This window comes from Rhodophyticola sp. CCM32, assembly GCF_004751985.1.
GTDB lineage: Bacteria > Pseudomonadota > Alphaproteobacteria > Rhodobacterales > Rhodobacteraceae > Rhodophyticola.
On the sequence record NZ_CP038492.1, the window covers coordinates 3,440,074 to 3,465,783 of the forward strand.

Consider the following 25,710-nt stretch of genomic DNA (forward strand, 5'->3'; position numbering starts at 1 on the left):
TTCCGCCCGGCGGCACCGCCGGGCAGCGCCCGTACCGCCCCCACGGGGCGGGCGCGGCCCTCTGCGGAAACTATATGCGTTTCAGAAGCTCAATCCGATACGTATTGCTTCAATGAAACCGCAAACCGCTCTAATTTGAGGGGTCCAGACCCTCGGGCTGGCCAACCACCACGAAATGCAGATGCTCGGGCTGCAACAGGCGCGCGGCGACCCGGCGGATATCCTCCATCGTGACCGCCTCGACCCGAGTGTTTCTTGTGGTGATATATTCCGGTGTCATACCGTCCTGCTGCATCCCGGCCATGATAGAGGCGATGGTGTCATTGCCATCGAACCGCAGGGGATAGGCGCCGGTCATGAACAGTTTTGCGGCCTCCAGCTCTTCCTCGGTCACACCATTGGCGGCGATATCGGCCCATTCGGCCCGGGTCACGGCAACCGCTTCGGCCACCAGATCATTTGACGAGGAAAACTGCCCCAGGATCATCGGCTGATAATCTGACAGGGCCAGATAGGAACTGATGCCATAGGTCAGGCCACGTTCAACCCGAACCTCCTGCATCAGGCGGGACCGGAAATTACCGCCCCCATGATCTGGTTCAACACAAAGGCCGGAAAGAAATCCGGGTCCAGCCGTTCCAGACCGCGTTGCCCGAAATAGACCGCTGATTGCGGGGTGGGGAACGGCACCACCGTGGTGCCGCCGTCCAGCAGATACGGGGCGGGGCCGGGCAGGGCCGCGCCCTCGGCGGGCAGATCGCCCAACAGGTCGTCCAGAAGCAGCCCAAGCTCTTCGGCGCTGATGTCGCCTGCGGCGCCGACAAACACCCGGTCGCGGGCAAAGACCGCGTGATGGGCGGCAATCAGATCATCGCGGGTCAGGGCGGCGACACTCTCACTCGTGCCCTCCTGCGGGGTGGCATAGGGGTGATTGCCAAACGTCAGGGCATTGAACCGGGCTGCGGCGATTTCATCAGGGTTTTGCGCGTCAGACTCGATGATTGACAGAACCTGCCCGCGCACCCGTTCCAGCGCGACCGCATCGAACGCGGGCGTGACAATTGCCTGACGCAGCAGGGCCGCAGCCTCGCCCCGGTTCTGGGTCAGCATCTGGGCATCGACCACAATACTGTCGCGATAGGCGTTGAAGCTGAACCTGGCGGCCAGAGCCTCGGTCGCCTCGGCAAACCCCTGGGCATCCAGATCACCCGCGCCTTCTTCCAGCAATCCACTCATCAGAAAGGTTGCCCCGCGGGCCCCGGGCTGATCCAGCGATGTGCCGCCCTGAAACCGAATGTCCAGCGCAACGAAAGGGATCGAATGATCCTCGACCAGCCAGGCGGTGATCCCGCCGGGCGAAGTGACCTGTTCGATATCAATGGCCCAGACCGGCAGGGCGATGAATGTGGCGGCAAGCCCGGTGAAAATGGCGCGGATCATTGGGTGATTTCCTCGGCATCTGTGGCCGGGCGATCAAGATAGCCGGTGACCCAATGGGTGTTGCCGCCAAGGATGGCTTCGGCGGCGTCCATCACGTCTTCCACGGTTGTTGCGGCGATCACATCAGGCCAGGCCTGCACATCTTCCACCGTCAACCCGCTGGTCAGCGCGGTGCCGTATTGCCGCGCCAGCCCCTGCACATTGTCCTGCGCATAAATCTCGGATGCGGTGTATTGGAACTTGATCCGTTCAAATTGTGCGGGGTCGATGCCGGTATCCAGAAACTCCGCAATGACCCGGTCCAGATCGGCCTCCGCCTCGGCCAGGCTGATACCGGGCATCGGCATATTCACAAGGGTAAAGCTGGTGTCATCCAGACTGGTGCCCTGATAATAGGCTGCAGTGAACAGGGACCGTTCCTCTTCAATCTGCAACCGCCTGCTGAACACCGATGTTGTGCCACTGCCGCCAAGTATCTGCGCCAGAAGCGACAGGGCCGCGGCCTCGCCCTGAGCACCGCTGTCCCGCTCCGGGGCCAGATAGCTGCGGCTGACATAGGGGTTGGCGACCCGGCGATCCTCGTACCGTACGGTCCGGTCCGCGATCTGGCCGGGTTCTGACGGGCGCGCCCGGTCCGGCAGATCCGGTGTGGGGGCCAGGGGGCCGTAATGGTCCTCGGCCAGGCGGCGCACCTCTTCGGGGGTGACATCGCCTGCGACGATCAGAATCGCATTATTGGGGGCATAGAAACGCCGGTAGAAGGCCAGGGCATCCTCCCGATCCAGCATCTGCATTTCATGCCGCCAGCCGATGATCGGAATCCGGTAGGGATGGTTGAGATAAAGCGCGGCCCGCATCTGTTCGCTGAACAGCGCGCCGGGGCTGCTGTCGGTGCGCTGGGCGCGTTCTTCCAGAATGACGCTGCGCTCGGTCAGCACATCGGCCTCGGTCAGGACCAGATCGCGCATCCGGTCTGCTTCCATCTGCATCAGAAGGCCCAGACGGTCGGCGGCGACACGTTGGTAATAGGCGGTGTAATCCCAACTGGTAAAGGCATTGTCGGTTCCGCCATTGGCCTCGACAATCTGGCTGAACGCGCCGCCTTCCAGATCATCCGTGCCCTTGAACATCAGATGTTCCAGAAAATGCGCGATACCCGAAACACCGGGCGGTTCATCCGCCGCGCCGGTGCGATACCAGACCATATGCACCACGGCGGGGCTGCGATGATCTTCGATCACCACCGCCTCCATCCCGTTCTCAAGGGTGAATTGTGTCACCTCTCCGGCGGCCCAAAGCGTCTTGGGTAACGTAACGGCCAGGGCAATCAGCAACAGGCGGCACAGTTTCATCACGTTCTCCGGTACGGGGTGAATTGTGAATGCCTAAAGCAAGATAAGCGCCGCCACATATCTATCAACCGCCCTGACGGGGCTGTGATACGGGGGTCATCCGCCGGGTTCAGGCGGCGCGGCAGGGGTGCGAATGCCGGCGCGGCGCATACGTTCCAGTTCGGCATAGCGATCAAGCGACAGCGGCTGATAGGCGTCATGATAGGTGTTGAGGTTGAAGATCCGTTCAAGCAACCGCCCCCGGTTTCTGCGCCGATAGTCCAGATCTTCGGTCGCCAGCGTCTGGCGAATATCGACCCCGATGCCAAACCGCCCGGCATAGCTGACCAGCCCGCCATTATTGGTGCTGGCGCGGCTGATATCGCCCCCCAGGGCGGCGATTGCGTCGGCCTCGGGGGTCGGATCGGTGCGGTTGGTGCCGCCCGGCGTGGGTGTCGGCAATTCGGTGAAATTGCCGGGCAGTTCCAAAGGCCGCGTCGGCAGAATTGCAAATTCATCAGGCCCATTGCCATCGGGCCGGATGTTCAGCAATCGCGGCGCGTCCCGGCTGCATGACGCCACCGTCATCAGGACCAAACCTGCCGCTATAAGACCGCGCCAACGCATCATTGCCTTCTCCTTCGCGCCGGGTGTAGCTGATCGGACCACCGGCGTCACGGGGTGATCTTCTTATGATCCGTGAAGATGAGCAAGCCAAACGCACCTGCAAATATGCCGATATCGGCGATATTGAACGCAAACGGGTTCGAAATCCCACAACAGGACATGTTCAGAAAATCAGCCACGGCGCCATAAATCAGCCGGTCCAGCGCGTTGCCCATGGCCCCGCCCACAATCGCGCCTGCCGCAATCCGCGCAATCGGCCGGGTCAGCCCGGTTCTGGCCCACCATAACACCCAGGCGGCGATGACGACCGCGAGGATGATCAACACCCATCGCATGATGTCCGCCGCGTTCGAGAACAGGCCGAAATTGATGCCCGTGTTCCAGCCCATGTGAAAGTTCAGAAAGGGCGGCCAGACCGCGATATGACCGATCTCATCCAGCCGCATCCAATGCACCACCAGCCATTTGCTCAACTGGTCCGCAAGGAACCAGAAAGCAGCTGAAATCAAGACAAGACGCATCCGGGGCAAACTCCGCTGTTCAGTGCCGGAAATGGCGCATGCCGGTAAAGACCATGGCAAGCCCGGCCTCATCCGCAGCGGCAATCACCTCGGCATCGCGCATCGAGCCGCCGGGCTGGATCACCGCGCGCGCCCCGGCCTCGGCGGCGGCAAGCAACCCGTCGGCAAAGGGAAAAAACGCATCCGAGGCCAGCACCGCGCCAACCGCCGGGCTTTCGCCAAGCGCAAGGATATCCGCCATGTCCCGGGCCTTGCGCGCCGCGATGCGGCTTGAATCCACCCGGCTCATCTGCCCGGCGCCCACCCCCACGGTCGCCAGATCCTTTGCATAGACAATCGCATTCGATTTCACGTGTTTCGCCACCTTCCAGGCAAAAAGCAGATCGGCCAGTTCATCGGGTTCCGGCGCGCGTTTGGTAACAACGCGCAGGTCATCGGGCATGATATGGCCATTGTCCTTGTCCTGCACAAGAAACCCGCCCGCGACCTGCCGATAGCCGAGAGAGGCAGCATGCGGGTCGGGCAGCCCCCCGGTGGTCAGAAGCCGCAGGTTTTTCTTGACCGCAAACACCTCCTGCGCGGCGGCATCGGCCCCCGGCGCAATCACCACTTCGGTCAGAATGCCGGTGATCGCCTCGGCTGTTTCCGCATCCAGCGGCTGGTTCAGTGCGATGATCCCGCCAAAGGCGCTGGTCCGGTCGCAATCGAAGGCGCGGGCATAGGCCTCGGCCAGGGTTGCGCCCCGCGCCACGCCGCAGGGATTGGCATGTTTGATGATCGCGCAGGCGGGGCCATCGGCGGGGTCGAACTCCGCCACCAGCTCAAACGCCGCATCCGTATCGTTGATGTTGTTATAGCTGAGCGCCTTGCCCTGATGCTGCATCGCGGTTGCGACACCGGGCCGGTCGCTGCCATCGGTATAGAACGCGGCCTCCTGATGGGGGTTTTCGCCATAGCGCATCGGTTGTGCCAGGGTGCCGGCAAAGGCGCGGCGATAAGGGGTGGCATTGCCGACCGCACCCGCCATCCAGGTAGACACGGCCGCATCATAGGCCGCAGTCCGGGCATAGGCTTTCTGTGCCATCATCTGCCGGAACGCCAGCGGGGTGGCCCCGTCATGCTCCTGCAATTCCGCCAGAAGCGGGGTATAATCCTCTGTATCGACCACAACGGTCACAAATCCATGGTTCTTGGCCGCCGCGCGGATCATTGCCGGGCCGCCGATATCAATGTTTTCCACACACTCCTCATAGGTCGCGCCCTTGGCCACGGTGTCTTCGAACGGGTAAAGGTTCACCACAAGCAGGTCGATGGCGCCAATGCCATGTGCCTCCATCGCGGCCAGATGGCCGGGGTCATCGCGCAGGGCCAGAAGCCCGCCATGCACATTCGGGTGCAGGGTTTTGACCCGCCCGTCCATCATCTCGGGAAAGCCGGTGATCTCGGCCACATCGGTCACCGCAAGCCCCGCATCGCGCAGGGCGCGGGCGGTGCCACCGGTTGACAGCAATTCAACCCCGCCTGCGGCCAGTGCCCGGCCCAGATCCTCCAGGCCCGTCTTGTCAGACACGGAAATCAGCGCCCGGCGCAGGGGAATAAGCTTGGTCATGATTGCTCCATCTTTGTCACTGCCAGTGCCCGTCTGCCTCATAATCCCGATGCCCGCGCGGGGCATCGGTGGGTTTGGCCAGACTCCAGCTTACCGCGCTGCCATAATCCGTAAGCCGCGCGGATAGAACGATCTGTTTTGTCGCGCGTGGCTTCAGGCGGCCGGTTTCCAGATAAACCGACTGCTCCAGCCGCATATTGCCTTCGCCGCCATGGCGAAACACCCAGGTTTCCCCGCCTCTGAGGCTCAGAGAGATGGCATTGCCGCCCATATCCAGCTTGGGCTGCACATCGGGGTGCAGATGAAACCGAACCGCATAGCCCAGCCCATCGGGGCTTAGCCGCGACATCACCCGGTCCAGCACATCGCGGTCGCTTTCCGTCATTGCGGCCAGACCGTCTTCACCGCGCAGCAGCCGGCCATCCTCTTCCAGCGACAGGCTGCGCAGATGCAGCAGACCATGGGTCTTGCGATAGCCGTCATGGCTAAGCGCTAGGGCCTGCGCCCCGCCGCTTTGCGACTGCTGCACCTCGACCAGTTTCGGCCCCTCGATCAGGCTTTGGCGCACCACCCCGTGATCGGCCGCGCGGCTGCCAAGGCGGGAGGAGGAATACCCCTCGATCGACAGGGTCGAATGCGAGGGCGTGGCCCGGCCCGCCCGCCGCCAGTCAGCGCCGAAACTTGCCCCCGACCCGCAATTCACGATCACCGGGCGGCGGCCCGATGTCATCTCGAATGCCAATGTGCCCGCATGGGCGTTGAAGGCGCGGATGCCTTTCATCGGGGCCGCCGCATCGGTCACAACCGACACCCGCGCGCCCTGCAGTCTTGCATAGCCCATGGCCAGCCCGGTCATCGTGCCGGGCCGCACGCCGGATTGCGCCAGCGCATGGTCCAGCCGCCCGACCGCCCCGCGCCCGCCACCATGAAACCGGGCCAGCCCGCCATCGGAATGCCGCAGGCTGCGCAGGGTGGGGGCGATGCGCATGATCGCCGTATCCACCGCCGGGTCAGGCCGTTTGCCGGTTTCGTGCAGGATCGCTGAAACCCAGGTCAGCAGGGTGAAAACCTCCAGCAATTCTTCGGGGTTGCGGGTCACGATCCCGCCCGAGGCGTCAATCTCGCGCGAACATTCCTGTGCCAGGGCGCGCAGGGCCGGGGTCAGGTGCCGCTCCATTCCGGTCAGCGAACAGGCCGAATAAATCAACCCGGTCAAAGCCTCGAACCGGGGCAACCCGTGAGAGCTGGCCTTCCAGCGCCGGGCGAGAAATTCGGTCTGCCGCCCCAGTGTCGCGTAAAATTGACGCCCGACCAGCCGGTCCTGTGCGCTCATCAGGAACAGGGCGTGGTTGATCCAGCGGATCTGTCGCCGCCCGGTCAGATCCGGGGTCCAGCCCGGCCCGGACCCGTGCCCGAACCGGGTCAGCCAATCTGACAGCCAGGTTTGCGCCACGGGCCGCCCGCTGCCATCGGCAACAGCGGCCAGATGGTCCAGCCATTCAAAGCCGTGCAGTTCATCCTCGAACGCATCCGTGGGGGCTGTCAGGGCCCAGAGGCTGGTTTCCGGCGCCTCGATCAGCACGCCCGCAAACATCAGATTGCCCGCCATCAACTGCCGCCCGCGCGCGTCGCTGCCGATGGTGCGCGGTTCGGGTTGCGAGACAAAACCGCGCGCCACCTGGCCCAGCCCCGCGCGCCACGCGGCCAGCCGGTTCTGCATCCGCATCCTACGTCCGGGGCGTTCCCCAAGGGCAAAAGGGGCGGGAGACTGGGGGTCTGACATGTTCGGGCGTGTACTGCTCTGCCTGTTTTGCGGTCAGGATAGCGGCGCCGACCGCCAGAGTCACCGCCTTTGCAAAAGCGCCATGTAAAACCCGTCCATCCCGCCGCGATCCGCCCAGAAATCCGGGCGCAGGCGCAAACCGCCTTCCGGGCTTGACCAATCCGCATCGCCGCCAAGTGTCACGGGATCAACAGGAATGATCTCAAGGCCCTGATGGCGTTTCAGGGCGGCTTTCACCTGGTTCTCCCCCTCATTGGGCAACAGGGAACAGGTGCAATAGACCAGCCGACCGCCGGGTTTCAGGAATGTAAGGGCCTTGTCGATCAACTGCATTTGCAGCTTGGTCAGGGTTTCGACGATCGCGGCGGTTTTCACGAAAGGCAGATCAGGGTGGCGCCGGATCGTGCCGCTGGCCGAACAAGGCGCATCCAGCAGCACCGCGTCAAACGGCCCGCCATCCCATGTCAGGGCATCGGCGATCACCCGGTCGACATGCAGCCCGGTGCGCGCCAGATTCTGGGTCAGGCGCACCATGCGCTCCTCGGACTGGTCCAGCGCCACCACCTCGGCCCCGCCCGCAGCCAGTTGCAGGCTTTTGCCACCGGGCGCGGCGCAGAGGTCCAGCACCGACAGGTCTTGCACATCCCCGAACAGCCGCACGGGAAGGGCTGAGGCGGCATCCTGAACCCACCAGTCGCCTGCGTCATATCCCGGCAGCGCCGACACCTGGCCCTGGCTGGTCCGCAAACTGCCCGTGGGCAGGGTCTCGGTGCCGGGCACATTTACGCCCGGGTTCTTGGGGGTCAGATCAATCGGCGCACCGGCGCGGTGGGCCGCTTCGATCGCCAGCACGGCCTCATGCCCATAGGCCTTGCCAAGGGGTTTGCGCAGCCAGACGGGCAGGCGATGGATCGGGGCCGCCATCCAGTTTGTCAGATCGCCCTCGGCCACATGCCGCAAAACCGCGTTCACCAGGCCCGAGGCGCGTGCCGTGCGCGGGTGTCGCTTGGCCAGTGTCACGGCGCTGTCGACCACCCCATGGGGGCTGCCGCCATCGGCCAGCATTTCATAGGCCCCAAGTCGCAGAATGTTCTGCACCGCAATATTGGGCCGCCGGGGCACATGGGGGCGCAGAACCGCGTCCAGCCGGCCCAGATGGCGCAGCACCTCGGCGGTCAGGCGTTTGGCGCGGGCGGCGTCGGCAGGGGGTAGATGGTTGTGGAAGACATTGGACAACTGGCGCTTTTCCCACAGCACCGCATAAAGCGCGTCCAATGTGGCGCGGCGTGCTTCCAGACCCTGTTCTGCCATCGGTGTACCTCTTGCTCTGCCGACCTGTGAAGGTATATCACAGAGATAGCCGGGACAAGGAGCGTCGAAAATGATTGACGTAACGATACCAGACGAAACACCCGAACTGCCCCCCGCCGCCAAACGCGCGCTGGCTGAGGCCGAGGCCCGGCGCAAGGCCGCAGGCGAGGTGGTGTTGCCCACGGAACTGGGTGGGCGCGACGGGCCCGAGCCGGTGCGCTATGGCGATTGGGAAAAGAAAGGTCTGGCAGTCGATTTCTGAACCCGGACCGTAGGTGGGGTGTTTTGCGCCCACCCGGTCCGGTCGATACTTTGCAGCCCGGAAGCACTTAAATTACTGCCCTGCCATCTGTAACCGTGCCGGGAGATTTACGGCCATCAGCCACCGTCGGCAGATGCCCTGCGACCGGTCCCGGGGTGTGGCTGCAGCGCCCGGGATGGTGTCAGATCGTATGATGCAAATGCCCCGGCACTGCAGCGCCGGATCACCCCAGCCCCAGCACATTCAGCATGGAAAATTCACCCGGCCCCTTGCCCTGCCCCCAGAGCGCGGCCTTCAGCGCCCCGCGCGCAAAAATCCGCCGATCCGTGGCCATATGGCGCAAAACCACCCGTTCGCCCGGCCCTGCAAACAGCACGTCATGTTCCCCCACGATATCGCCGCCGCGAACGGCCGAAAACCCGATCTGCCCGGTCTCGCGCGCGCCGGTGATCCCGTCGCGGCCCCGATCCGCCACATCCTCCAGCGCCACGGCACGCCCCTCGGCCGCCGCCTCGCCCAGCATCAGCGCCGTGCCGGAGGGGGCATCGACCTTCTGCCCGTGATGCGCCTCGATCACCTCGATATCGAATTCTTCATCCAGCGCGGCCGCGACCTGCCGGGTCAGTTGCACCAGCAGGTTCACCCCCAGGCTCATATTGCCCGCCCGGATGACCGTGGCATGGCGCGCGGCGGCGGCGATCTTTTCCAGATGCGCGGGGTCAAACCCGGTGGTGCCGATGACATGCACGCTGCGCGCCTGGGCGGTCAGAAGCGCGTGATCGACGGTCGCATCGGGCGAGGTGAAATCAATCACCGCCTGCGCCTTTACGATCACTTCAAGCGGATCATCGAAGACCGGCACGCCCGTGCGCCGGCCCCCCATCGCTTCGCCCAGATCCTGACCAACCCATGGGTGGCCACTGCGTTCTGTCACGCCGACAAGATGCGCCTTGTCGCTGGCACTGATGGTTTCAATCAGCATCTGACCCATCCGGCCAGAGCCGCCCATCACCGCAATCCCAACGCTATCCGTCATATCCATCCCTCCGGGGTTTCGCCCGATGTAGCCGATGGGCCGCTGTTTCGCAAAGCGCTTGCTTGCGAGCGCGGGGGTGATCCCATACATGCTAGGGGTAGAGGACACATCCAATGGCAAAGAACAAATTCCATGACGGCCCTGGCCCGTCGCAGCGGCAATTGCGGGTGGGCGAATTGATCCGCCGCACGCTGGCCGATCTGCTGAACCAGGGCGATGTGCACGACCCGGAGCTGAACGCGATGTCGATCACCGTGGGGGAGGTGCGGGCATCGCCGGATCTGAAAATCGCAACGGTCTATGTGATGCCGCTGGGGGTGACAACCGCGAAGAGGCGATCGGGGCGCTGAAGCGCAACAAATCCGAACTGCGCCGGGCGCTGGGCCGCGAGATGACGCTGAAATACGCCCCCGATCTGCGATTTGTCATTGATGACACGTTTGACCGGATGGATGAAAGCCGCCGCCTGTTCGCGCAGGACAAGGTCCGCCGGGATCTGGAGGGGGAAGCGGAATGATCCGCCTTGCCGCTGTGGCGGCTTTTGCAGCCTGTCTTGCCGCCCCGGCGATGGCCGGTTGTACCCAGATGCCGTTTGACGGCGCCCGTTTCACAGTTTGCGAGATGAACGCGGCCCGCGATGATATCCGCCTGTTCCTGCGTGATGATCAGGGCCGTATCTATGGTTCATTCAGCCGCGTCGATCAAAGCCTGCCCGATGGGCAGCATCTGGGCGTGGCGATGAATGCGGGCATGTTCCATGACAATCGCGCGCCTGTCGGCCTTTATATCGAGGACGGCGTGGAAGAGATGCGGGTCATCACTTCGGACGGGCCGGGCAATTTTGGCCTTCTGCCCAATGGTGTGTTCTGCCTTGGCGACGATCACGCACAGATCATCGAAAGCCGCAGCTATGCCGCCAATCCGCCGGATTGTCGCTATGCCAGCCAATCGGGGCCGATGCTGGTGATTGATGGCGCGCTTCACCCGCGGTTTCTGGAAGACAGCGACAGTCTGAATATCCGCAACGGTGTGGGTGTCGATGCGATCGGCACGCGTGTGGTCATGGCAATCTCGGACCAGAAGGTGAATTTCCACCATTTTGCCCGCCTGTTCCGTGACGCGCTTGGCCTGCCCAATGCGCTGTTTTTCGATGGCAGCGTGTCCCGCCTTTACGCGCCCGGGGCAGGCCGCGCAGATCTGGGGTTTCCGATCGGTCCGATCCTTGGCACGGTTGTTGACGATACCGCCGCAGACGGGTAGCAGACCGGCCTTCACGCGACGGATAGGCAAGACCATGGCACGCACACGCAAAGGGCGGGATATTTCGGGTTGGCTGGTGGTGGATAAACCCGCCGGGCTGACCTCCACGGCTGTTGTGAACAAGGTGAAATGGGCGTTTGAGGCGAAGAAAGCGGGCCATGCGGGCACGCTTGACCCTGATGCGACCGGGGTGCTGGCCATCGCATTGGGGGAGGCCACCAAGACCGTGCCTTACGTCACCGATGCGCTGAAAGCCTATCATTTCACCATTCGGTTCGGGCAGGCCACCAATACCGACGACGCGGAAGGCGCGGTGATCGCGGAAAGCGGTCTGCGCCCCGGCGATGACCAGATCACCGCCGCATTGCCCGGGTTCGAAGGCGATATCCAGCAGGTGCCGCCGCAATATTCCGCAGTCAAGATCGACGGGGAACGCGCCTATAAACTGGCGCGTGACGGCGAAGACCTCGACCTTGCGGCCCGTCCGCTTTACGTGGATGGCCTGAAACTGCTCAACCGTCCCGACCCGGATCATGCAGAGCTGGAACTGATCTGCGGCAAGGGCGGGTATGTCCGTGCCATCGCCCGGGATCTGGGTGAGATGCTGGGGTGCCATGCCCATGTGTGCCAGCTTCGCCGCATCTGGTCCGGTCCGTTCGATGTGGAGGAGGGCGCCAGTTTCGCGCAGATCGAAACCCTCGCCCGCACCCCTGATATCGATACGCTGCTTCTGCCGATGGAGACGGGGCTTGCCGATCTGCCACAACTGATCTGCACGGATCCGGGCGCGGCGCGTCTGAAAAACGGCAATCCCGGAGAGGTCATCACCGCCGCCGAATATGGCGAGGAATGCTGGGCCGCCCATAACGGCAAACCCGTCGCCGTTGGCGTCTATCGCGGCGGCACCCTGCACCCAAGCCGGGTGTTCAACCTGTGATCACCCGCAGCTTTCAGAAGGGCGATGCGGACAGTGTCGCGGTCTATTCCGATTGCGAACGCTATCGCTATTCCCTGACCCGCGTGTGGCAGCCTGCGGGGCGGAAAGCGCTTTTCATCATGCTGAACCCCTCCACCGCGACCGAAACCCAGAATGACCCGACGGTGGAACGCTGCGAACGGCGCGCCCGGGCGCTTGGCTTCGGCGCGTTCCGGGTGCTCAATATCTTCGCCTGGCGCGATACGGACCCAAAGGCGATGCGTGCTGCGGCTGACCCCGTGGGGCCGGGCAATGATGCCGCGATCATCAACAGCCTTCCCTGGGCGGACCAGACCATTGCCGCCTGGGGCACCCATGGCGTGCATCTGAACCGGGGCCTCGGGGTTGAGGCGCTGCTGAGAGCCACGGGCACGCCGCTTTATCATCTGGGCCTGTCCAAACACGGGCACCCGAAACACCCGCTTTATATCGGCTATGCGGTGCAGCCGGTGATCTGGCCCGCCGATTGACCTTTGCCACATCGCGCGGCAGGTTTGCGCGGGAACGGAAAAGGTGCGCCGATGTCCGCTATTCCAGGTTTTACGCAGTCGATGATCGCCACCAATGGCACCCGCCTGTCGGTGCATCAGGCGGGGCAGGGCACCCCGTTGATCCTGCTGCACGGGTATCCGCAAACCCATATGACCTGGGTGAAAATCGCCCCCGTACTGGCCGAAGGTTTGCACGTCATCATCCCCGATCTGCGCGGCTATGGTGACAGCGATATCCCCGCCAATGACCCTGAGAACAGGGCTTATTCCAAACGTGAGATGGCGCTGGATATTATCGGCCTGATGGATGCGCTGAACTTGCCGCGCGCCCATATTCTGGGTCATGACCGGGGCGCGCGGGTCACCTATCGGCTTGCGCTTGACCATCCCGCCCGGGTGGACCGGCTGGGCATTGTCGAGATCGTGCCTACGGGCGATTTCTGGGCCTCCTGGGGGGCGGATCTGGCGATGAAAGGCTATCACTGGACCTTTCTGGCCCAACCCGCCCCGCTGCCGGAACGGATGATTTCAGCCGATGGCCCGGCCTATATGGACTGGACACTGGCCAGTTGGACCCATGCGGGTGATCTGTCGGCCTTCACGCCAGAGGCGCTTGCCAGTTATCGCCGTCAGGCCGCTGATCCGGCGCGGATTGCGGCCATGTGCAATGATTACCGGGCCGGGGCCACCATTGACCGGGCGCTGGACGAGGCGGATCGCGCAGCGGGGCGCAAAATCACCACGCCCCTGCGCTTTATCTGGGCCAAAGGAGGGTTTCCCGCCCGCACCGGCGACCCGCTTGGCATCTGGCAGAACTGGGCCACGGATGTCACCGGGCAGGAGGTGGCCGGGTGCGGCCATTTTGCGATGGAGGAAATACCCCGGGCCTTCCTTGACGCCCTGGGGCCGCATTTCACCGGTGCCTGATTGCAGGCACCGGCAGGTCTTACAATGTGCCTGACAGATCCGATTGAATGAGGGTTACGGTTGCCGGATCAAGCCCCTGCGCGCCTGTCGCGCTCAGAACGATCTGTCCGTCCAACAGAATATCGGCCCCGGTTCCATCTGCGAAATCAACCACGGTGATCACCGGGTTGGTCAACACATTGGGATCATACGCGATCTGTATGGAATCAAATGCCGGGTCAAAATCATCAACAGTTCCGGCACCGGCAGAGGTCAGAGCATAGGTTCCGCTGACAAACAGGTCAGCGCCATCGCCGCCTTCGGCAATATCCCCGGCCCCAATCAAAATTGTATCATTCCCATCGCCACCCTGAAGTGTGTCGGTCGTATCTTGATCAAGTGGGCCAAAGCTGGTGCCGCTGGTGTCAAAGGTGCCGTCGAGTATATCATCGCCCGCGCCGCCGATAAGAACGTCGCTTCCGAACCCGCCGATGAGATAGTCATCGCCGTCATTGCCTTCGAGCGTGTCATCACCATCATTCCCGTTCAGATAATCATCCCCGATCCCGCCCTCCAACTCATCATTTCCGATGTCGCCAGATAGGGAGTCGTCGCCGTCATCACCTTTGAGAGTATCGTTCCCGTCATTGCCTTGCAGTTGATCGTCAGCGCCGCCGCCGCGCAGCAGGTCATCATCGTCACCGCCCCACAAGCTGTCATTCCCGGCCCCGCCAAGAACGGTGTCATTGCCTGCAAACCCATTTATGGAATCCGCGCCATCCTCACCCAGCATGGAGTCATCGCCGTCATTGCCTTCGATCGTGTCATTCCCGAAGCCGCCAAAGATGGTATCATCGCCTGCGTCACCGAAGATCAGGTCAGCGCCTTGTCGGCCGTTTAACTCATCATTTCCGTCGTTGCCGCGCATTTCGTCATTGCCGACGCCGCCATCGACCGTGTCGTCCCCGTCATTGCCAGCCAGTGTATCATCCCCTGCCTCGCCTTTCAGATAATCGTTCGCATTTCCACCGCTGAGCAGGTCATTCCCGATACCGCCCTGCAGGCTATCGTTTCCGAAACCGCCCAACAGGGTATCATCACCCGCCAGACCTTTGATGGTATCATCACCGGCCTCACCCAGCAGAGAGTCTTTACCCACATTGCCGATGATCGTGTCATCATCGGTTCCACCGAAGATGGTATCGTTGCCCGTACCGCCAACAAGAAGGTCATTCCCCTGACGGCCACGAATTTGGTCGCCCGCTTCATTGCCTTCAACCGTGTCATTGCCGAGACCGGCTTCAATTGTGTCGGGCCCTTCGCCGCCGAATAATGCGTCATCATCCGGGGTGCCGGTTATGAAATTCCCGGCGGTGCCGTCATCTACAGTGTCGTTATCCGTGTTGTCACCATTTGTATCAGAATCGTCCTGAGCGGGTGAACTTGCCGAATCATCATCCGAAAATGCTTCGCTTATTGCGTAGCCTGCAAAAAGAAAGGCTATAATTCCTCCGGCAGCAAACATAGCAAATCTCCTTAACAATTTACTCAATCTGGCTTGGCGATATGCCAATGAAAGCCCGGAACGTGATGTCAGAAAGGTCTGAATGCGGAGTCACACATACATATCGAACTGGCTACATCTCCAAACTTTCGCCACACTTTTAACATTATTGAACAAAATTTTAATGGCCTGAATCACGGTTTTGGCAAAAAACCGGGAAACGGTCTTTCGGAACTGTTTCCTGATAAAAGGTAATATCCCGGGTCAAAAGGTTCAGGTCTGGTTTTGTGTCCCGTCAAGCGTGATCTGGCGCAGGTCTACCTGTGCCGGGTCCAGACCCTGGGCGCCGGACACCTGTAAAACCACCTTGCCATCCAGCAGAATATCGGCCCCAAACCCATCAGTGAAATCCACCACTGTGATCACCGGGTTCGGGGTCTGATCCGGGTCATACAGAACCTCGATCACATCCTCGGACGGGTTGAAATCGGTGACAACAGGGGCAGGGTCGTCAGCGTCCAGATATCCGCCCGAGCTGAGCAGATCGGCGCCATCGCCCCCGGTAACGGTATCGCCCGCCCCGGCAAGTATCGTGTCATCGCCCTCGCCGCCATTCAGAATATCCCCCTGATCCTCGTCAAACGGGCCGAATGGAGCCGCGCCGCCGGCAAAGGTGCCGTCCAGCCGGTCATCCCCGGCCCCGCCCTCCAGCGTGTCGCTGCCAAACCCGCCTTGCAGATAATCATTGCCCGCCCCGCCAGACAGGGCATCATCCCCGGCCCCGCCGAAAAGCAGATCGGAACCGTCATCGCCGCTCAACGTATCGGCGCCATCACCCCCGGCCAGAAAGTCATGACCGGTGCCGCCGTCAAGCCTGTCATCCCCGTCATCGCCATAGATCTCATCATGGCCTGCATTGCCCTTAAGCGTATCGTCCCCCTCATCCCCGAATATCGCATCATTCCCGGTGCTGCCGGTGATCAGGTCACCCCCTGCGCCGCCGGTCAGGGCGTCATGACCCCCCTGGCCCAGAATATTGGCCATGCCTGCACGACCGGTGATCAGATCATGGCCGGTTCCCCCTTCCAGCAGGTCGTCACCCGTGTAGGCCTCTGGCGTGTCTTCCCCGTCACCATTGCCCGAAATGATCTCTGGATCGGTTCCGGTGGCGACCAGATCAATATCATCCGCGCTGACCCCGGTGGTGTCGCGCAACACGGCCATCACCACATCGCCGGACCGGATCACGGTGCTGCCGTCCATGCTGTCTGTGTCGAGGGTGATGTCGGGCAGGGTGCTGGGACCGGTGTCGAATTCCAGGACCAGCCGGTCGATGGATGGCTGAAAATCGGTGATCACGGGGGCAGGCTGATCCGGGTCCTGATCTGCATCATGGACCGTATAGAAAGTGTCACTGCCCGCACCGCCACTGGCCAGATCGGCCGAAGTCACAATCAGATCGTCGCTGCCATCGCCGCCCTCCAGCGTGTCGGCCCCGTCACCGCCATGCAGCCAGTCCATCCCGTCGCCACCCTGCAGAAGATCGTCCCCGCTGCCGCCCTCCAGCGCATCATTGCCCGCCCCACCGGTCAGGGTATCGTTCCCGTCGCGGCCAAACAGATCGTCATTGCCGCCCATCCCGTCCAGCAGATTATCCTCTGCATCGCCCTTCAGCGTGTCATCGCCGGGGCCGGGTATTGTGTCGTCTTCATCAGAATCAGCGATGAAATCGCCTGTCTCCTCCGGCGGTTTCCCGGTTGTCGCATCTTCCGGCCCATCGGTTTCCGCATCATCGTCACGGGGGGTGTTGATATCCCCGGTAATCATCTCTCCCGCTGCATATCCTGCACAGAGCAGTGCAACCAAACCGGCAGCAAACAACATTTTCGGGTCCTTACTCAGCAAACATGATCAGATCAGACGGTGGCGTGGCCTTCGTCATTCTGACGATGTCCGGCAGGACAGACGGTGCCCTGGCCATTCGAAGCCGGGCAAAAGGGGCAGAGAGGCATGACCCCAGGCCATGATCCCAGCCCGCCCTTTCAACAATCTGAAAGGAGGCCAGATATCTTTACCACATTCAAAGGGCTATTGGGGCAATTTTGAAAGGCTTGGTTAATCATATGGCGCGGCGATGGCTGCGGATCGGTTTCGCACTTTCCTTTCGCAGCAAAACCCCCTATACGCGCGCATCCGCTCCGGATGGGGCGGTGAAATCTCCACGGGCCTTGCTGGACGACATCCCGGCCTGCGCCATTCCTTTTCCCCTAACCTTCAAGGAGACCCCGATGTCGATCACTGCCGAAGAAAAAGCCCGCGTGATGAAAGAATACGCAACCAAGGATGGCGACACCGGTTCGCCCGAAGTGCAGGTTGCGATCCTCAGCTCGCGGATTGCCACGCTGACCGAGCATTTCAAGACGCATAAGAAAGACAATCACTCCCGCCGCGGGCTGTTGATGATGGTCGCCCAGCGTCGCAAATTGCTGGATTACCTCAAAGGCAAGGAAGAGGCCCGGTATCAGTCGCTGATCCAGCGTCTGGGCCTGCGCCGCTGACAGACCAACCCGAATGACGCGCGCCCCATGGGGCGCGTTTTCACATCCGATGCCACCTCATGCAGGCCCCGCATGCGGGTGGCGGATGAAGACGAAAACGGGGCCACGGGCATACGGCCCGTATGAAACAGGCCAAAGGGATACGCCCGAGGCCAGACATAGGAACAGAAATGTTTAACGAAGTAAAAAAATCCATGGAGTGGGGCGAAGAAACGCTGACACTCGAAACGGGTAAGGTTGCCCGCCAGGCCGATGGCTCGGTCATTGCAACCCTTGGTGAAACCAGCGTCATGGCCAATGTGACCTTCGCCAAATCCCCCAAGCCGGGGCAGGATTTCTTCCCGCTGACCGTGCATTATCAGGAAAAATATTATGCCGCCGGTAAAGTGCCAGGCGGTTTTTTCAAGCGTGAGGCACGCCCGACGGAAAAGGAAACGCTGACCGCCCGGTTGATCGACCGGCCGATCCGTCCGCTGTTCGTGCCCGGCTTCAAACATGAAGTGCTGGTGATGTGCACCGTGCTGAGCCATGATCTGGTCAATGACCCGGATATGGTTGCGATGATTGCCGCATCAGCCGCGCTGACGATTTCGGGCGCGCCCTTCATGGGCCCGATTGCCGGTGCCCGCGTGGGCTATGAGGATGGCGAATACATCCTGAACCCGACGGTTGATGACATGCATCAGCTGCGCATGAACCCCGATCAGCGTCTGGACCTTGTTGTTGCCGGCACCAAGGACGCGGTGATGATGGTCGAATCCGAAGCTTATGAGCTGACCGAGACCGAAATGCTTGGCGCGGTGAATTTCGCCCATGAGCAGATTCAGCCGGTGATCGACCTGATCATCGCGCTGGCCGAAGACGCCGCAAAAGAGCCGTTTGACTTCCAGGCACCGGATTTTTCCGATCTCTCTGCTGCCGTGAAAGCCGCAGGTGAGGAAAAAATCCGCGCCGCCTATGCGATCACCGACAAGCAGGACCGGACCACCGCCCTGTCAGAAGCCAAAGCCGCGATCATCGAGGCCTTGACAGAAGAGCAGCAGGAAGATGCCAATCTTGGCTCTGCCCTGAAAAAGCTTGAAGCCTCTGTGCTGCGTGGCGATGTGGTCAAAACCGGCAAACGTATCGACGGTCGTGCGCTGGATACAGTGCGCCCCATCGTGTCCGAGGTCGGCATCCTGCCGCGCACCCATGGCTCGGCCCTGTTCACCCGGGGGGAGACACAAGGCCTGGTGGTCACCACATTGGGCACCGGCGATGACGAGCAGATGATCGATGCGCTGCATGGCACGTTCCGGTCCAATTTCCTTTTGCATTATAACTTCCCGCCCTATTCGGTCGGTGAAGCCGGTCGTGTGGGCCCTCCGGGCCGGCGTGAAATCGGGCATGGGAAACTGGCCTGGCGTGCGTTGCAGGCCGTTCTGCCCGCGCCCACGGATTTCCCCTACACGATCCGCGTTGTCTCCGAGATCACTGAATCCAACGGCTCTTCCTCCATGGCGTCCGTCTGCGGTGGGTCGCTGTCGATGATGGATGCGGGTGTGCCGCTGAAATCACCGGTGGCCGGTGTCGCCATGGGTCTGATTCTGGAGGATGATGGCTCTTACGCGGTTCTGACCGACATCCTGGGGGATGAAGACCACCTGGGCGATATGGATTTCAAGGTTGCGGGCACCGAAAACGGCATCACATCCCTGCAGATGGATATCAAGGTTGCGGGCATCACGCCCGAGATCATGGAGAAGGCTCTGGCCCAGGCTAAAGACGGCCGGATGCATATCCTGAACGAGATGGCCAATGCCCTGACCGAAGGCCGGTCGGAATTTTCGGCCCACGCCCCGCGGATTGAGACGATGCAGGTGCCCACCGACAAGATCCGTGAAGTGATCGGGTCCGGTGGCAAGGTCATCCGCGAGATTGTCGAGGTGTCGGGTGCCAAGGTCGATATCAACGATGATGGCATCATCAAGATCGCCTCGGCCAATGCGGATTCGATCGCCAAAGCCTATGAGATGATCCATTCCATCGTGGCCGAGCCCGAGGAAGGCAAAATCTACAAAGGCAAGGTCGTGAAGATCGTCGATTTCGGCGCCTTCGTGAATTTCTTCGGCAAACGCGACGGGCTGGTTCATGTCAGCCAGATCGAAAACCGCCGTCTGAACCACCCTTCCGACGTCCTCAAAGAGGGTCAGGAAGTCTGGGTCAAACTTCTTGGCTTCGATGATCGCGGCAAGGTGAGGCTGGCGATGAAAATGGTCAACCAGGACACTGGCGAAGAACAGGCCAGGGAGGAGGCGGCCGACTAAGGCCGGCCATTTATCCCGAACATGTCCAACACCCCGCAAGAGAGTATCCTGCGGGGTGTTTTCTATAGTATCTTTCCGAATAGCTGATACGCGGCACTGGGTGGAAAACTCGAGTTTTCCACACGGAATTCTGGAGAATTCCGGCGCTTGGGGGTTGTGACACATCCAGCCTGATTCCGGTGGCAAAGCAGGTTTTGATGCGCATTGCATAAACTTCCCCTTTCTCCAAAGGGGGAATGGCGTAATCTGACAGTCTGATACGCCTGTCGCGCATCACGTTTCAAAAGGGGGGGTTGATATGAAAAAACCAATCGCAGAATTTATCGGGACATTTACTCTGGTCTTTCTGGGCTGTGGCGCTGCCGTAATCGCAGGCGCTGATGGCATGACCGGGGTTGGTCTGACCGGTATCAGTCTGGCCTTTGGTCTGGCTTTGATTGGCATGGCCTACGGGATCGGCCCCGTATCGGGCTGCCATATCAACCCTGCGGTCACACTTGGTGCCGTAGTGGCGGGCCGGATGCCGCCGGGGGAGGCGCCGGCCTATATCCTTGCCCAGATCGCGGGCGGCGTGGTGGGGGCCTTCACCCTGATGCTGATCGCGACCGGGCAGGGCGCGGGGTATGATCTGGCCATCAACGGGCTGGGCCAGAATGGATGGGGCCCCGGGTATCTGGGCGAATACTCTCTTGTCGCCGCCCTGATCTTCGAGATTGTCGCGACCTTTCTTTTCCTCGTGGTGATCCTTGGGGCAACCGGCCCGTCCGCGCCGCAGGGTTTTGCCGGTCTGGCCATCGGTCTGGCCCTTGTGGTGATCCATCTGGTGGGCATCAAGGTGACCGGCGTTTCGGTCAATCCTGCCCGTTCCATCGGCCCGGCGTTGTTTGTCGGTGGCACCGCGCTTGCGCAGCTGTGGCTTTTCATCATCGCACCGGTCATCGGCGCGGTTGCTGCGGGGTTTCTGTTTAAATCCGGGGTGTTGGAGCCAGAGGCACGCTGACCGAAAAGTGACCGGGCCGGGGTTGCGGGACAAGGGCGATCCCGGCCAGTATACGGCATATATTTTTTTACGAAGCATTGAGGTTTCAGGATGCTGACCCGCCGCCATTTCATCATCACCGGGGCCGCATTGGCCGCCACACCCGTTTTCGGACAGGATGCCGTTGGTTTCGACGCCGATATTGAACGCCAGCCACCCCAGGGCCCAAACCCCTGGGGTTTGAATGAACGTTTCATGCCCACCATTGTCGAGGCGCGCGCCGGTCTGACCCCGGGTGATATCCATGTGGATCCGGTGGCCCGCTATCTCTATCTGATCAATGAAGACGGGTTGACCGCGCGACGGTATGGCGTGGCCGTGGGCCGGTCGGGCCTGCAAAGCCCCGGCACCTATACGATCCGGCGCAAGGTGGAATGGCCCGGCTGGACGCCCACCGCCGCGATGATCGCGCGGGAGCCGCATATCTATGCCCAATATGCCGATGGTGTCGCAGGCGGCCCCGACAGCCCCCTGGGCGCGCGCGCGCTTTATCTTTATCGGGGCAGTCGCGACACATATCTGCGCATCCATGGCACGCCGCAGCCCTGGTCGATTGGCACCTCGGCGTCATCGGGATGTGTGCGGATGGTCAATGAACATGTGATTGACCTGTACCCACGGGTTCCTACGGGCACCACCGTCACTCTGCACGCGCCGGTCTGATCTGACTGGCGCCCCTTAACTCATCGCATATTCAGCCGCTCGGTAAGCGCGGGCGGGGCCAGATTTCCGGTCAGTTGTGCCTCATAGATTGCCAGGCTTTCGGTCACGCGCATGATGTAATTGCGGGTTTCGCTGAAGGGGATCGCCTCGATCCAGTCGATCACGTCAACCGCCTCGCTGCGCGGATCGCCAAAGCGTTCAATCCAGGCGCGGGCCCGGCTTGGCCCGGCATTATAGGCCGCGGCCAGCAAAATCGGGTTCGATCCGAATTCCCCGGTCAGATCGGCAAGATAGCTTGACCCGAGGCGGGCATTATAGGCCGGGTCGCTCAACAACCGGGCCTCGCTGAAACCAAGCCCCAGGCGATTGGCCTGATCGCGGCCCGTGCCCGGCATCACCTGCATCAGACCGATGGCCCCGGCCGAGCTGATCACGCCGGGGTCAAATTCGGATTCGCGGCGCGCGATGGACAGGTTCAGGCTGGGCGGCGCTGCAAGGTCGGCCCGGGCCAGATCGGTGACCGGGTAATAGGCGCGCATGATCTCATAGCCCTGCTGCGCAGCGCGTTTGGCGATCATCAGGGCGATATGCGGATTGCCGAGATCAAGGGCAAGATCGCCCAACTGCCCGGCCTGGTTCCGGTTCAGGCTTTCGGTCAGATGGGTCAGAAACCGCTCTGCCAGATCAACCTGTCCGCCTTCATAGAGCACCAGCGCCGCACGCAGGACAGAGGAACCCATGAAAGGCGCTTGGCGCCAGTCGCCAAAGGTCTCATCCGCCAGAAAATGCGGATCGCTGGGCAGGTTGCCACGCTCGGCGGCAAGCTGGCCATAAAAGCTGGACTGGTACTGCGCCCCAAGGGCATAGGCTTCGGCTGCCTGATCGCTCTCGCCTGCGGCCTCATAGGCGCGGCCCAGCCAATACCCCGCCCGGCCCATGCTGATCGGTGAAAAAACCACATCCCGGAAGTTGCTGAAATGACGTATGGCCTGTTCGGGGTCTCCCATCCGCAAGGCGGCATAGCCGGCAATCCATTCCAGATCCGCATAGCGTATATAATCATCGTCAGGGTCAATATGGTGGGGGGACGCGATGTTATAGGCACCTGCGAAATCCCCTTCCCGCAGCACATCGCGGGCCAGCGATGCACGGCGGTTTCCCCAGGCGGCGGGGCGGCCCAAAGCCTCGGAGGAGGTGCTGGTGGCGCGCATCAGATCCGCCGCCGTATCCCAGAACCCGGAGCGGACCCGCCAGAGCATCCGTTCATAGGCAAGGCCGGGATCGGATTGCAGATTGTCGGGCACGGCGGCGACCAGTGTATCGACACCGACCCTGCGCGCGCGCAGGCCAATCCGCGCCTCGGCCAGGGCCTGCCAGCCTTCGGGAACAAAACGTTCCATCTGTTGGGCGCGGTTTTCCTCCCCCTCCCACAGCAGGTTGTCAAGCCGGGCGATGTGGTGATCGCGCAGGATCGGGCCGTATTCCGCCAGAATGGTCTCGATCTCGCCGGTGGTCAGGGTCATGGTTGTCCAGGCGCGGATGATCTCGGCCTGTGCCGCACCGGTGTCGCCCGCCGTGTTCAGCGCTTCGGCCAGACGCAAGGACCCGGTTCCGGTTTCCGGCGGCTGCGGCGAGAAATAATCCATGACGGTGGCCGGGTCGGCGCCCTGGGGGATATTGCGCTCCCCCCGCGCGCGCAGCAGCGGCAGGCCGGGCCAATCCCCGTTGCGATCAAGAAAATCGACATATTCATCAAAGCGCCCCTGGCGCGCGCGCAATCGGGCCCAGGTGACCACATCGCGCCCGGCTTCATCCTCGATCCGGGCGGCGGCCTGGGCTGCAAGGTCAAAATCCTGCGCGCCGATGGCGGCCAGCGCCACACCGATCGCGTCGGGGTTGGCCTTGGCCTGCAGGGTGCTGAGTGCGACAACAGTCGCAAGGAAAAAGGCGCGCATAAGGTTACTCCGAACTGCGAGTATATTAAGGATAGGGGGCCCGGGGGATCATGCAACACACGAACTTGGCAATTCGTCCGCGTGGGGATAGTGTCCGCGCGATTTCGCCGATCCCGGCCCAACCCAGATAAGGAAGCGTGTGATGTTCAAAGGCTCTTTGCCCGCATTGGTCACGCCGTTTGCAAACGGCGCGGTGGATTTTGACACGCTGAAAAAGCTGGTGGACTGGCATGTGACTGAGGGCAGCAACGGATTGGTGCCCGTTGGCACAAGCGGGGAAAGTCCGACGCTCAGCCATGAGGAGCATGAGCAGGTCATCGCCACGGTGGTCGAAACCGCTGATGGCCGGGTGCCGGTGATTGCAGGTGCCGGGTCAAACAACACGGCCGAGGCGATCCGCTTTGTCGCGCATGCCAAAGAGGTTGGCGCCGATGCCGCCCTTGTGGTCACGCCCTATTACAACAAGCCGACGCAACGCGGTCTGATTGCGCATTATGCGGCGCTGAACGAGATCGGGCTGCCGATCTTCATCTATAACATCCCCCCCCGGTCGGTCATCGACATGACGCCCGAGACGATGGGTGAACTGGCAAAACTGCCCTTTATCGTGGGGGTGAAAGACGCGACCGCAGATATCGCACGTGTGTCCAAGCAACGCGCAACCTGCGGCCCGGATTTCATTCAGCTTTCCGCCGAGGATGCCAGCGCGCTTGGCTTCAACGCCCATGGCGGGGTTGGCTGTATCTCGGTCACGGCCAATGTCGCGCCGCGCCTGTGTGCAGAGTTTCAGGCGGCGATTGCGAAAGGCGATTATGCCACCGCGCTGACCTATCAGGACCGTCTGATGCCCCTGCATGAGGCGATTTTCGTCGAACCGGGTGTATCAGGTGCGAAATATGCCCTGTCGGTTCTGGGCATGTGTTCCGATGAGGTGCGGCTGCCCCTGATGGGGCTGGAGGATGCCACAAAGGCGCAGATCAAAGACGCCATGCGCCATGCGGGTCTGATCAGTTGAGATGACAGACCGGCGCGCGGGCGAGATTGCGCTGCCTTTTGATCCGGGGGATCGGGTTGCGGCAGGGTTGACCTTTACCGGGCATATCCGCTCCCCTGGTCGCAGGGCAATTGCCCCAGAAACATCCGTGCCGCGCGCGAGACCGGACAGGCGGTGCAGCTTCTCTATTGGGTGGATCGGGGGGAGCGTGACCTGCTTGTCCAACGGCCCGCCCATGCGGATGGCCCGCGCGGCACCTATACCCGGGACTGTTGCATTAAACGGCTCTTTTGGTCATGTTTTGGCATTTAAAGCCTTTCGAGTTTTCATTGAGACATGATCATCGCCTTTCGCGTTCGACCGAAGGGAGAGGCCGCGAATAAGCGATTCAATGTTAACTCGAAAGGCTATAATGTTGGTTATGCCGCGCAAATCTCCGTTTAAACATCATCGTTTCCCGCGGGACATCATTCTTTGCGCCGTTCGTTGGTATTTGCGGTATCCTCTGTCATATCAGGATGTGGTTGATCTGCTCGCAGAACGTGGCATCGACGTTGATTGATCGACAGTATTCCGTTGGGTGCAGAAGTTCGGCCCTGACCAAGCGCCCCGAGAAGCACCTCCGCCGCGCCAGCGTAGATTGGCACGTGGATGAGACTTACTTCCGTGTCGGTGGAAAGTGGCGCTACCTCTGGCGTGCTGTTGACGCAAACGGCCAGATGGTCGACTTCCGGTTAGACCGCGCGGCGGGATGCAAAAGCCGCCAAGGCCTTTCTGAACAAAGCGATTGAACGTGTCCGTCTCCCCCGGCCCGTCACAATCGTGACCGACAAGGCGCAGGCATATCGGCGCGTTATTCGCGAAATCAACCATCGTTATGATCCGCATTCGACAGCATTCGACATATTGACCGAAAGTGGCGAAGCAATTTGATCGAAAGCGATCACGCCGCAATGATGCGACTATTGGGATACCGACAGAACTTTCGTTCCTTGCGAACGGCGAAAGCAACCCTGAGCGGGATAGAGACTTTACGCACCATCAAGCGCGGCCACATTCATCATAAACAAGCTGCTGTTCAGGGAGAGACCCTGTTCATCTCTCAGATGTTCGAAGCCGCATAATCCGCTGCAAACAA

20 protein-coding genes and 3 pseudogenes are annotated in these 25,710 nt (G+C 61.6%); 12 read left to right on the forward strand and 11 right to left on the reverse strand.

Going from position 1 to position 25,710, the window contains the following annotated elements; genetic code table 11:
- Positions 1-130: 130 nt before the first annotated feature.
- The 7 genes and pseudogenes from E2K80_RS16795 to E2K80_RS16825 all read right to left on the reverse strand — a co-directional run bounded on the left by E2K80_RS16795 (position 131) and on the right by E2K80_RS16825 (position 8,622).
- Positions 131-1,440 (reverse strand): annotated as a pseudogene (locus tag E2K80_RS16795) (M16 family metallopeptidase).
- Positions 1,437-2,792, reverse strand: a complete 1,356-nt coding sequence (locus E2K80_RS16800; protein WP_135376046.1) for a M16 family metallopeptidase — start codon at positions 2,790-2,792, stop codon at positions 1,437-1,439. Before E2K80_RS16800 ends, E2K80_RS16795 begins: the two are co-directional and overlap by 4 nt.
- A gap of 96 nt (positions 2,793-2,888) precedes the next feature.
- Entirely contained in the window at positions 2,889-3,398 is a 510-nt protein-coding gene (locus E2K80_RS16805) for a DUF3035 domain-containing protein (protein WP_443216562.1), read from the reverse strand.
- A 47-nt stretch (positions 3,399-3,445) separates the two neighbouring features.
- Positions 3,446-3,919 carry a signal peptidase II gene (gene lspA, locus E2K80_RS16810; protein WP_135376048.1) on the reverse strand — a complete coding sequence of 158 codons (474 nt, stop codon included), beginning with the start codon at positions 3,917-3,919 and terminating at the stop codon, positions 3,446-3,448.
- A 19-nt stretch (positions 3,920-3,938) separates the two neighbouring features.
- Positions 3,939-5,528, reverse strand: coding sequence for a bifunctional phosphoribosylaminoimidazolecarboxamide formyltransferase/IMP cyclohydrolase (purH, locus tag E2K80_RS16815; protein WP_135376049.1), 1,590 nt, complete (start codon positions 5,526-5,528; stop codon positions 3,939-3,941).
- Positions 5,529-5,544: 16 nt separating this feature from the next.
- Positions 5,545-7,254, reverse strand: a complete 1,710-nt coding sequence (locus tag E2K80_RS16820; RefSeq protein WP_238475573.1) for a heparinase II/III family protein — start codon at positions 7,252-7,254, stop codon at positions 5,545-5,547.
- A gap of 117 nt (positions 7,255-7,371) precedes the next feature.
- Positions 7,372-8,622, reverse strand: coding sequence for an RsmB/NOP family class I SAM-dependent RNA methyltransferase (locus E2K80_RS16825; RefSeq protein WP_135376051.1), 1,251 nt, complete (start codon positions 8,620-8,622; stop codon positions 7,372-7,374).
- 70 nt (positions 8,623-8,692) lie between these two features.
- Here E2K80_RS16825 and E2K80_RS16830 point away from each other — a divergent pair, with 70 nt between their 5' ends.
- A complete protein-coding gene (locus E2K80_RS16830) occupies positions 8,693-8,884 on the forward strand; it encodes a DUF1674 domain-containing protein (protein ID WP_135376052.1) in 192 nt (63 codons plus the stop codon).
- 223 nt (positions 8,885-9,107) lie between these two features.
- Here E2K80_RS16830 and dapB read toward each other — a convergent pair whose 3' ends face one another.
- On the reverse strand, positions 9,108-9,920 hold the full coding sequence (gene dapB, locus E2K80_RS16835) for a 4-hydroxy-tetrahydrodipicolinate reductase (RefSeq protein WP_135376053.1): 813 nt from the start codon (positions 9,918-9,920) through the stop codon (positions 9,108-9,110).
- A 113-nt stretch (positions 9,921-10,033) separates the two neighbouring features.
- On the opposite strand from dapB, the pseudogene rbfA reads away from it, so the two are divergent.
- The 5 genes and pseudogenes from rbfA to E2K80_RS16860 all read left to right on the forward strand — a co-directional run bounded on the left by rbfA (position 10,034) and on the right by E2K80_RS16860 (position 13,574).
- Positions 10,034-10,437: pseudogene (rbfA, locus tag E2K80_RS16840) on the forward strand (30S ribosome-binding factor RbfA).
- On the forward strand, positions 10,434-11,180 hold the full coding sequence (locus E2K80_RS16845) for a phosphodiester glycosidase family protein (RefSeq protein ID WP_135376054.1): 747 nt from the start codon (positions 10,434-10,436) through the stop codon (positions 11,178-11,180). The pseudogene rbfA and the gene E2K80_RS16845 overlap by 4 nt, the downstream one beginning before the upstream one ends.
- Before the next feature lie 34 nt (positions 11,181-11,214).
- Entirely contained in the window at positions 11,215-12,117 is a 903-nt protein-coding gene (truB, locus tag E2K80_RS16850) for a tRNA pseudouridine(55) synthase TruB (protein ID WP_135376055.1), read from the forward strand.
- A complete protein-coding gene (locus E2K80_RS16855; protein WP_135376056.1) occupies positions 12,114-12,626 on the forward strand; it encodes a DUF1643 domain-containing protein in 513 nt (170 codons plus the stop codon). Before truB ends, E2K80_RS16855 begins: the two co-directional genes overlap by 4 nt.
- Positions 12,627-12,677: 51 nt before the next feature.
- The gene (locus E2K80_RS16860; RefSeq protein WP_135376057.1) at positions 12,678-13,574 is read left to right on the forward strand and encodes an alpha/beta fold hydrolase; all 897 of its coding nucleotides are present in this window, start codon (positions 12,678-12,680) and stop codon (positions 13,572-13,574) included.
- A gap of 19 nt (positions 13,575-13,593) precedes the next feature.
- On the opposite strand, the gene E2K80_RS16865 is transcribed toward E2K80_RS16860, so the two are convergent.
- Together E2K80_RS16865 and E2K80_RS19840 are read right to left on the reverse strand one after the other, a co-directional pair.
- Positions 13,594-15,105 carry a calcium-binding protein gene (locus E2K80_RS16865; RefSeq protein WP_135376058.1) on the reverse strand — a complete coding sequence of 504 codons (1,512 nt, stop codon included), beginning with the start codon at positions 15,103-15,105 and terminating at the stop codon, positions 13,594-13,596.
- A 225-nt stretch (positions 15,106-15,330) separates the two neighbouring features.
- Positions 15,331-16,884 carry a calcium-binding protein gene (locus E2K80_RS19840; protein WP_168193228.1) on the reverse strand — a complete coding sequence of 518 codons (1,554 nt, stop codon included), beginning with the start codon at positions 16,882-16,884 and terminating at the stop codon, positions 15,331-15,333.
- A gap of 461 nt (positions 16,885-17,345) precedes the next feature.
- Here E2K80_RS19840 and rpsO point away from each other — a divergent pair, with 461 nt between their 5' ends.
- From rpsO to E2K80_RS16890, 4 genes are all read left to right on the forward strand, one after another.
- Positions 17,346-17,615: a 30S ribosomal protein S15 gene (rpsO, locus tag E2K80_RS16875; protein ID WP_135376666.1), complete on the forward strand. Its 270-nt coding sequence runs from the start codon at positions 17,346-17,348 to the stop codon at positions 17,613-17,615.
- A gap of 170 nt (positions 17,616-17,785) precedes the next feature.
- Positions 17,786-19,921: a polyribonucleotide nucleotidyltransferase gene (gene pnp, locus E2K80_RS16880; protein ID WP_135376060.1), complete on the forward strand. Its 2,136-nt coding sequence runs from the start codon at positions 17,786-17,788 to the stop codon at positions 19,919-19,921.
- Between the two features lie 298 nt (positions 19,922-20,219).
- Positions 20,220-20,921 carry an aquaporin Z gene (aqpZ, locus tag E2K80_RS16885; RefSeq protein WP_135376061.1) on the forward strand — a complete coding sequence of 234 codons (702 nt, stop codon included), beginning with the start codon at positions 20,220-20,222 and terminating at the stop codon, positions 20,919-20,921.
- 90 nt (positions 20,922-21,011) lie between these two features.
- Positions 21,012-21,623, forward strand: a complete 612-nt coding sequence (locus E2K80_RS16890) for a L,D-transpeptidase (RefSeq protein ID WP_135376062.1) — start codon at positions 21,012-21,014, stop codon at positions 21,621-21,623.
- A gap of 20 nt (positions 21,624-21,643) precedes the next feature.
- Here E2K80_RS16890 and E2K80_RS16895 read toward each other — a convergent pair whose 3' ends face one another.
- Positions 21,644-23,578, reverse strand: a complete 1,935-nt coding sequence (locus E2K80_RS16895) for a lytic transglycosylase domain-containing protein (RefSeq protein WP_135376063.1) — start codon at positions 23,576-23,578, stop codon at positions 21,644-21,646.
- 142 nt (positions 23,579-23,720) lie between these two features.
- Between E2K80_RS16895 and dapA the strand changes: the two genes are divergently transcribed.
- Both dapA and E2K80_RS20125 read left to right on the forward strand, forming a co-directional pair.
- A complete protein-coding gene (gene dapA, locus E2K80_RS16900) occupies positions 23,721-24,593 on the forward strand; it encodes a 4-hydroxy-tetrahydrodipicolinate synthase (protein ID WP_135376064.1) in 873 nt (290 codons plus the stop codon).
- Positions 24,594-24,993: 400 nt separating this feature from the next.
- Positions 24,994-25,696, forward strand: a pseudogene (locus tag E2K80_RS20125) (IS6 family transposase).
- Positions 25,697-25,710: the final 14 nt, after the last annotated feature.

Bases quoted from the DNA above. Each gene is read 5' to 3' on its own strand.
- lspA (WP_135376048.1), bottom strand. From the start codon at position 3,919: ATGCGTCTTGTCTTGATTTCAGCTGCTTTCTGGTTCCTTGCGGACCAG.
- E2K80_RS19840 (WP_168193228.1), bottom strand. From the start codon at position 16,884: ATGATTACCGGGGATATCAACACCCCCCGTGACGATGATGCGGAAACC.
- E2K80_RS16845 (WP_135376054.1), top strand. From the start codon at position 10,434: ATGATCCGCCTTGCCGCTGTGGCGGCTTTTGCAGCCTGTCTTGCCGCC.
- rpsO (WP_135376666.1), top strand. From the start codon at position 17,346: ATGTCGATCACTGCCGAAGAAAAAGCCCGCGTGATGAAAGAATACGCA.
- purH (WP_135376049.1), bottom strand. From the start codon at position 5,528: ATGACCAAGCTTATTCCCCTGCGCCGGGCGCTGATTTCCGTGTCTGAC.
- E2K80_RS16860 (WP_135376057.1), top strand. From the start codon at position 12,678: ATGTCCGCTATTCCAGGTTTTACGCAGTCGATGATCGCCACCAATGGC.
- truB (WP_135376055.1), top strand. From the start codon at position 11,215: ATGGCACGCACACGCAAAGGGCGGGATATTTCGGGTTGGCTGGTGGTG.
- dapA (WP_135376064.1), top strand. From the start codon at position 23,721: ATGTTCAAAGGCTCTTTGCCCGCATTGGTCACGCCGTTTGCAAACGGC.
- pnp (WP_135376060.1), top strand. From the start codon at position 17,786: ATGTTTAACGAAGTAAAAAAATCCATGGAGTGGGGCGAAGAAACGCTG.
- E2K80_RS16830 (WP_135376052.1), top strand. From the start codon at position 8,693: ATGATTGACGTAACGATACCAGACGAAACACCCGAACTGCCCCCCGCC.
- E2K80_RS16820 (WP_238475573.1), bottom strand. From the start codon at position 7,254: ATGCGGATGCAGAACCGGCTGGCCGCGTGGCGCGCGGGGCTGGGCCAG.
- E2K80_RS16825 (WP_135376051.1), bottom strand. From the start codon at position 8,622: ATGGCAGAACAGGGTCTGGAAGCACGCCGCGCCACATTGGACGCGCTT.
- E2K80_RS16890 (WP_135376062.1), top strand. From the start codon at position 21,012: ATGCTGACCCGCCGCCATTTCATCATCACCGGGGCCGCATTGGCCGCC.
- E2K80_RS16895 (WP_135376063.1), bottom strand. From the start codon at position 23,578: ATGCGCGCCTTTTTCCTTGCGACTGTTGTCGCACTCAGCACCCTGCAG.
- aqpZ (WP_135376061.1), top strand. From the start codon at position 20,220: ATGAAAAAACCAATCGCAGAATTTATCGGGACATTTACTCTGGTCTTT.
- E2K80_RS16800 (WP_135376046.1), bottom strand. From the start codon at position 2,792: ATGAAACTGTGCCGCCTGTTGCTGATTGCCCTGGCCGTTACGTTACCC.
- E2K80_RS16805 (WP_443216562.1), bottom strand. From the start codon at position 3,398: ATGCGTTGGCGCGGTCTTATAGCGGCAGGTTTGGTCCTGATGACGGTG.
- dapB (WP_135376053.1), bottom strand. From the start codon at position 9,920: ATGACGGATAGCGTTGGGATTGCGGTGATGGGCGGCTCTGGCCGGATG.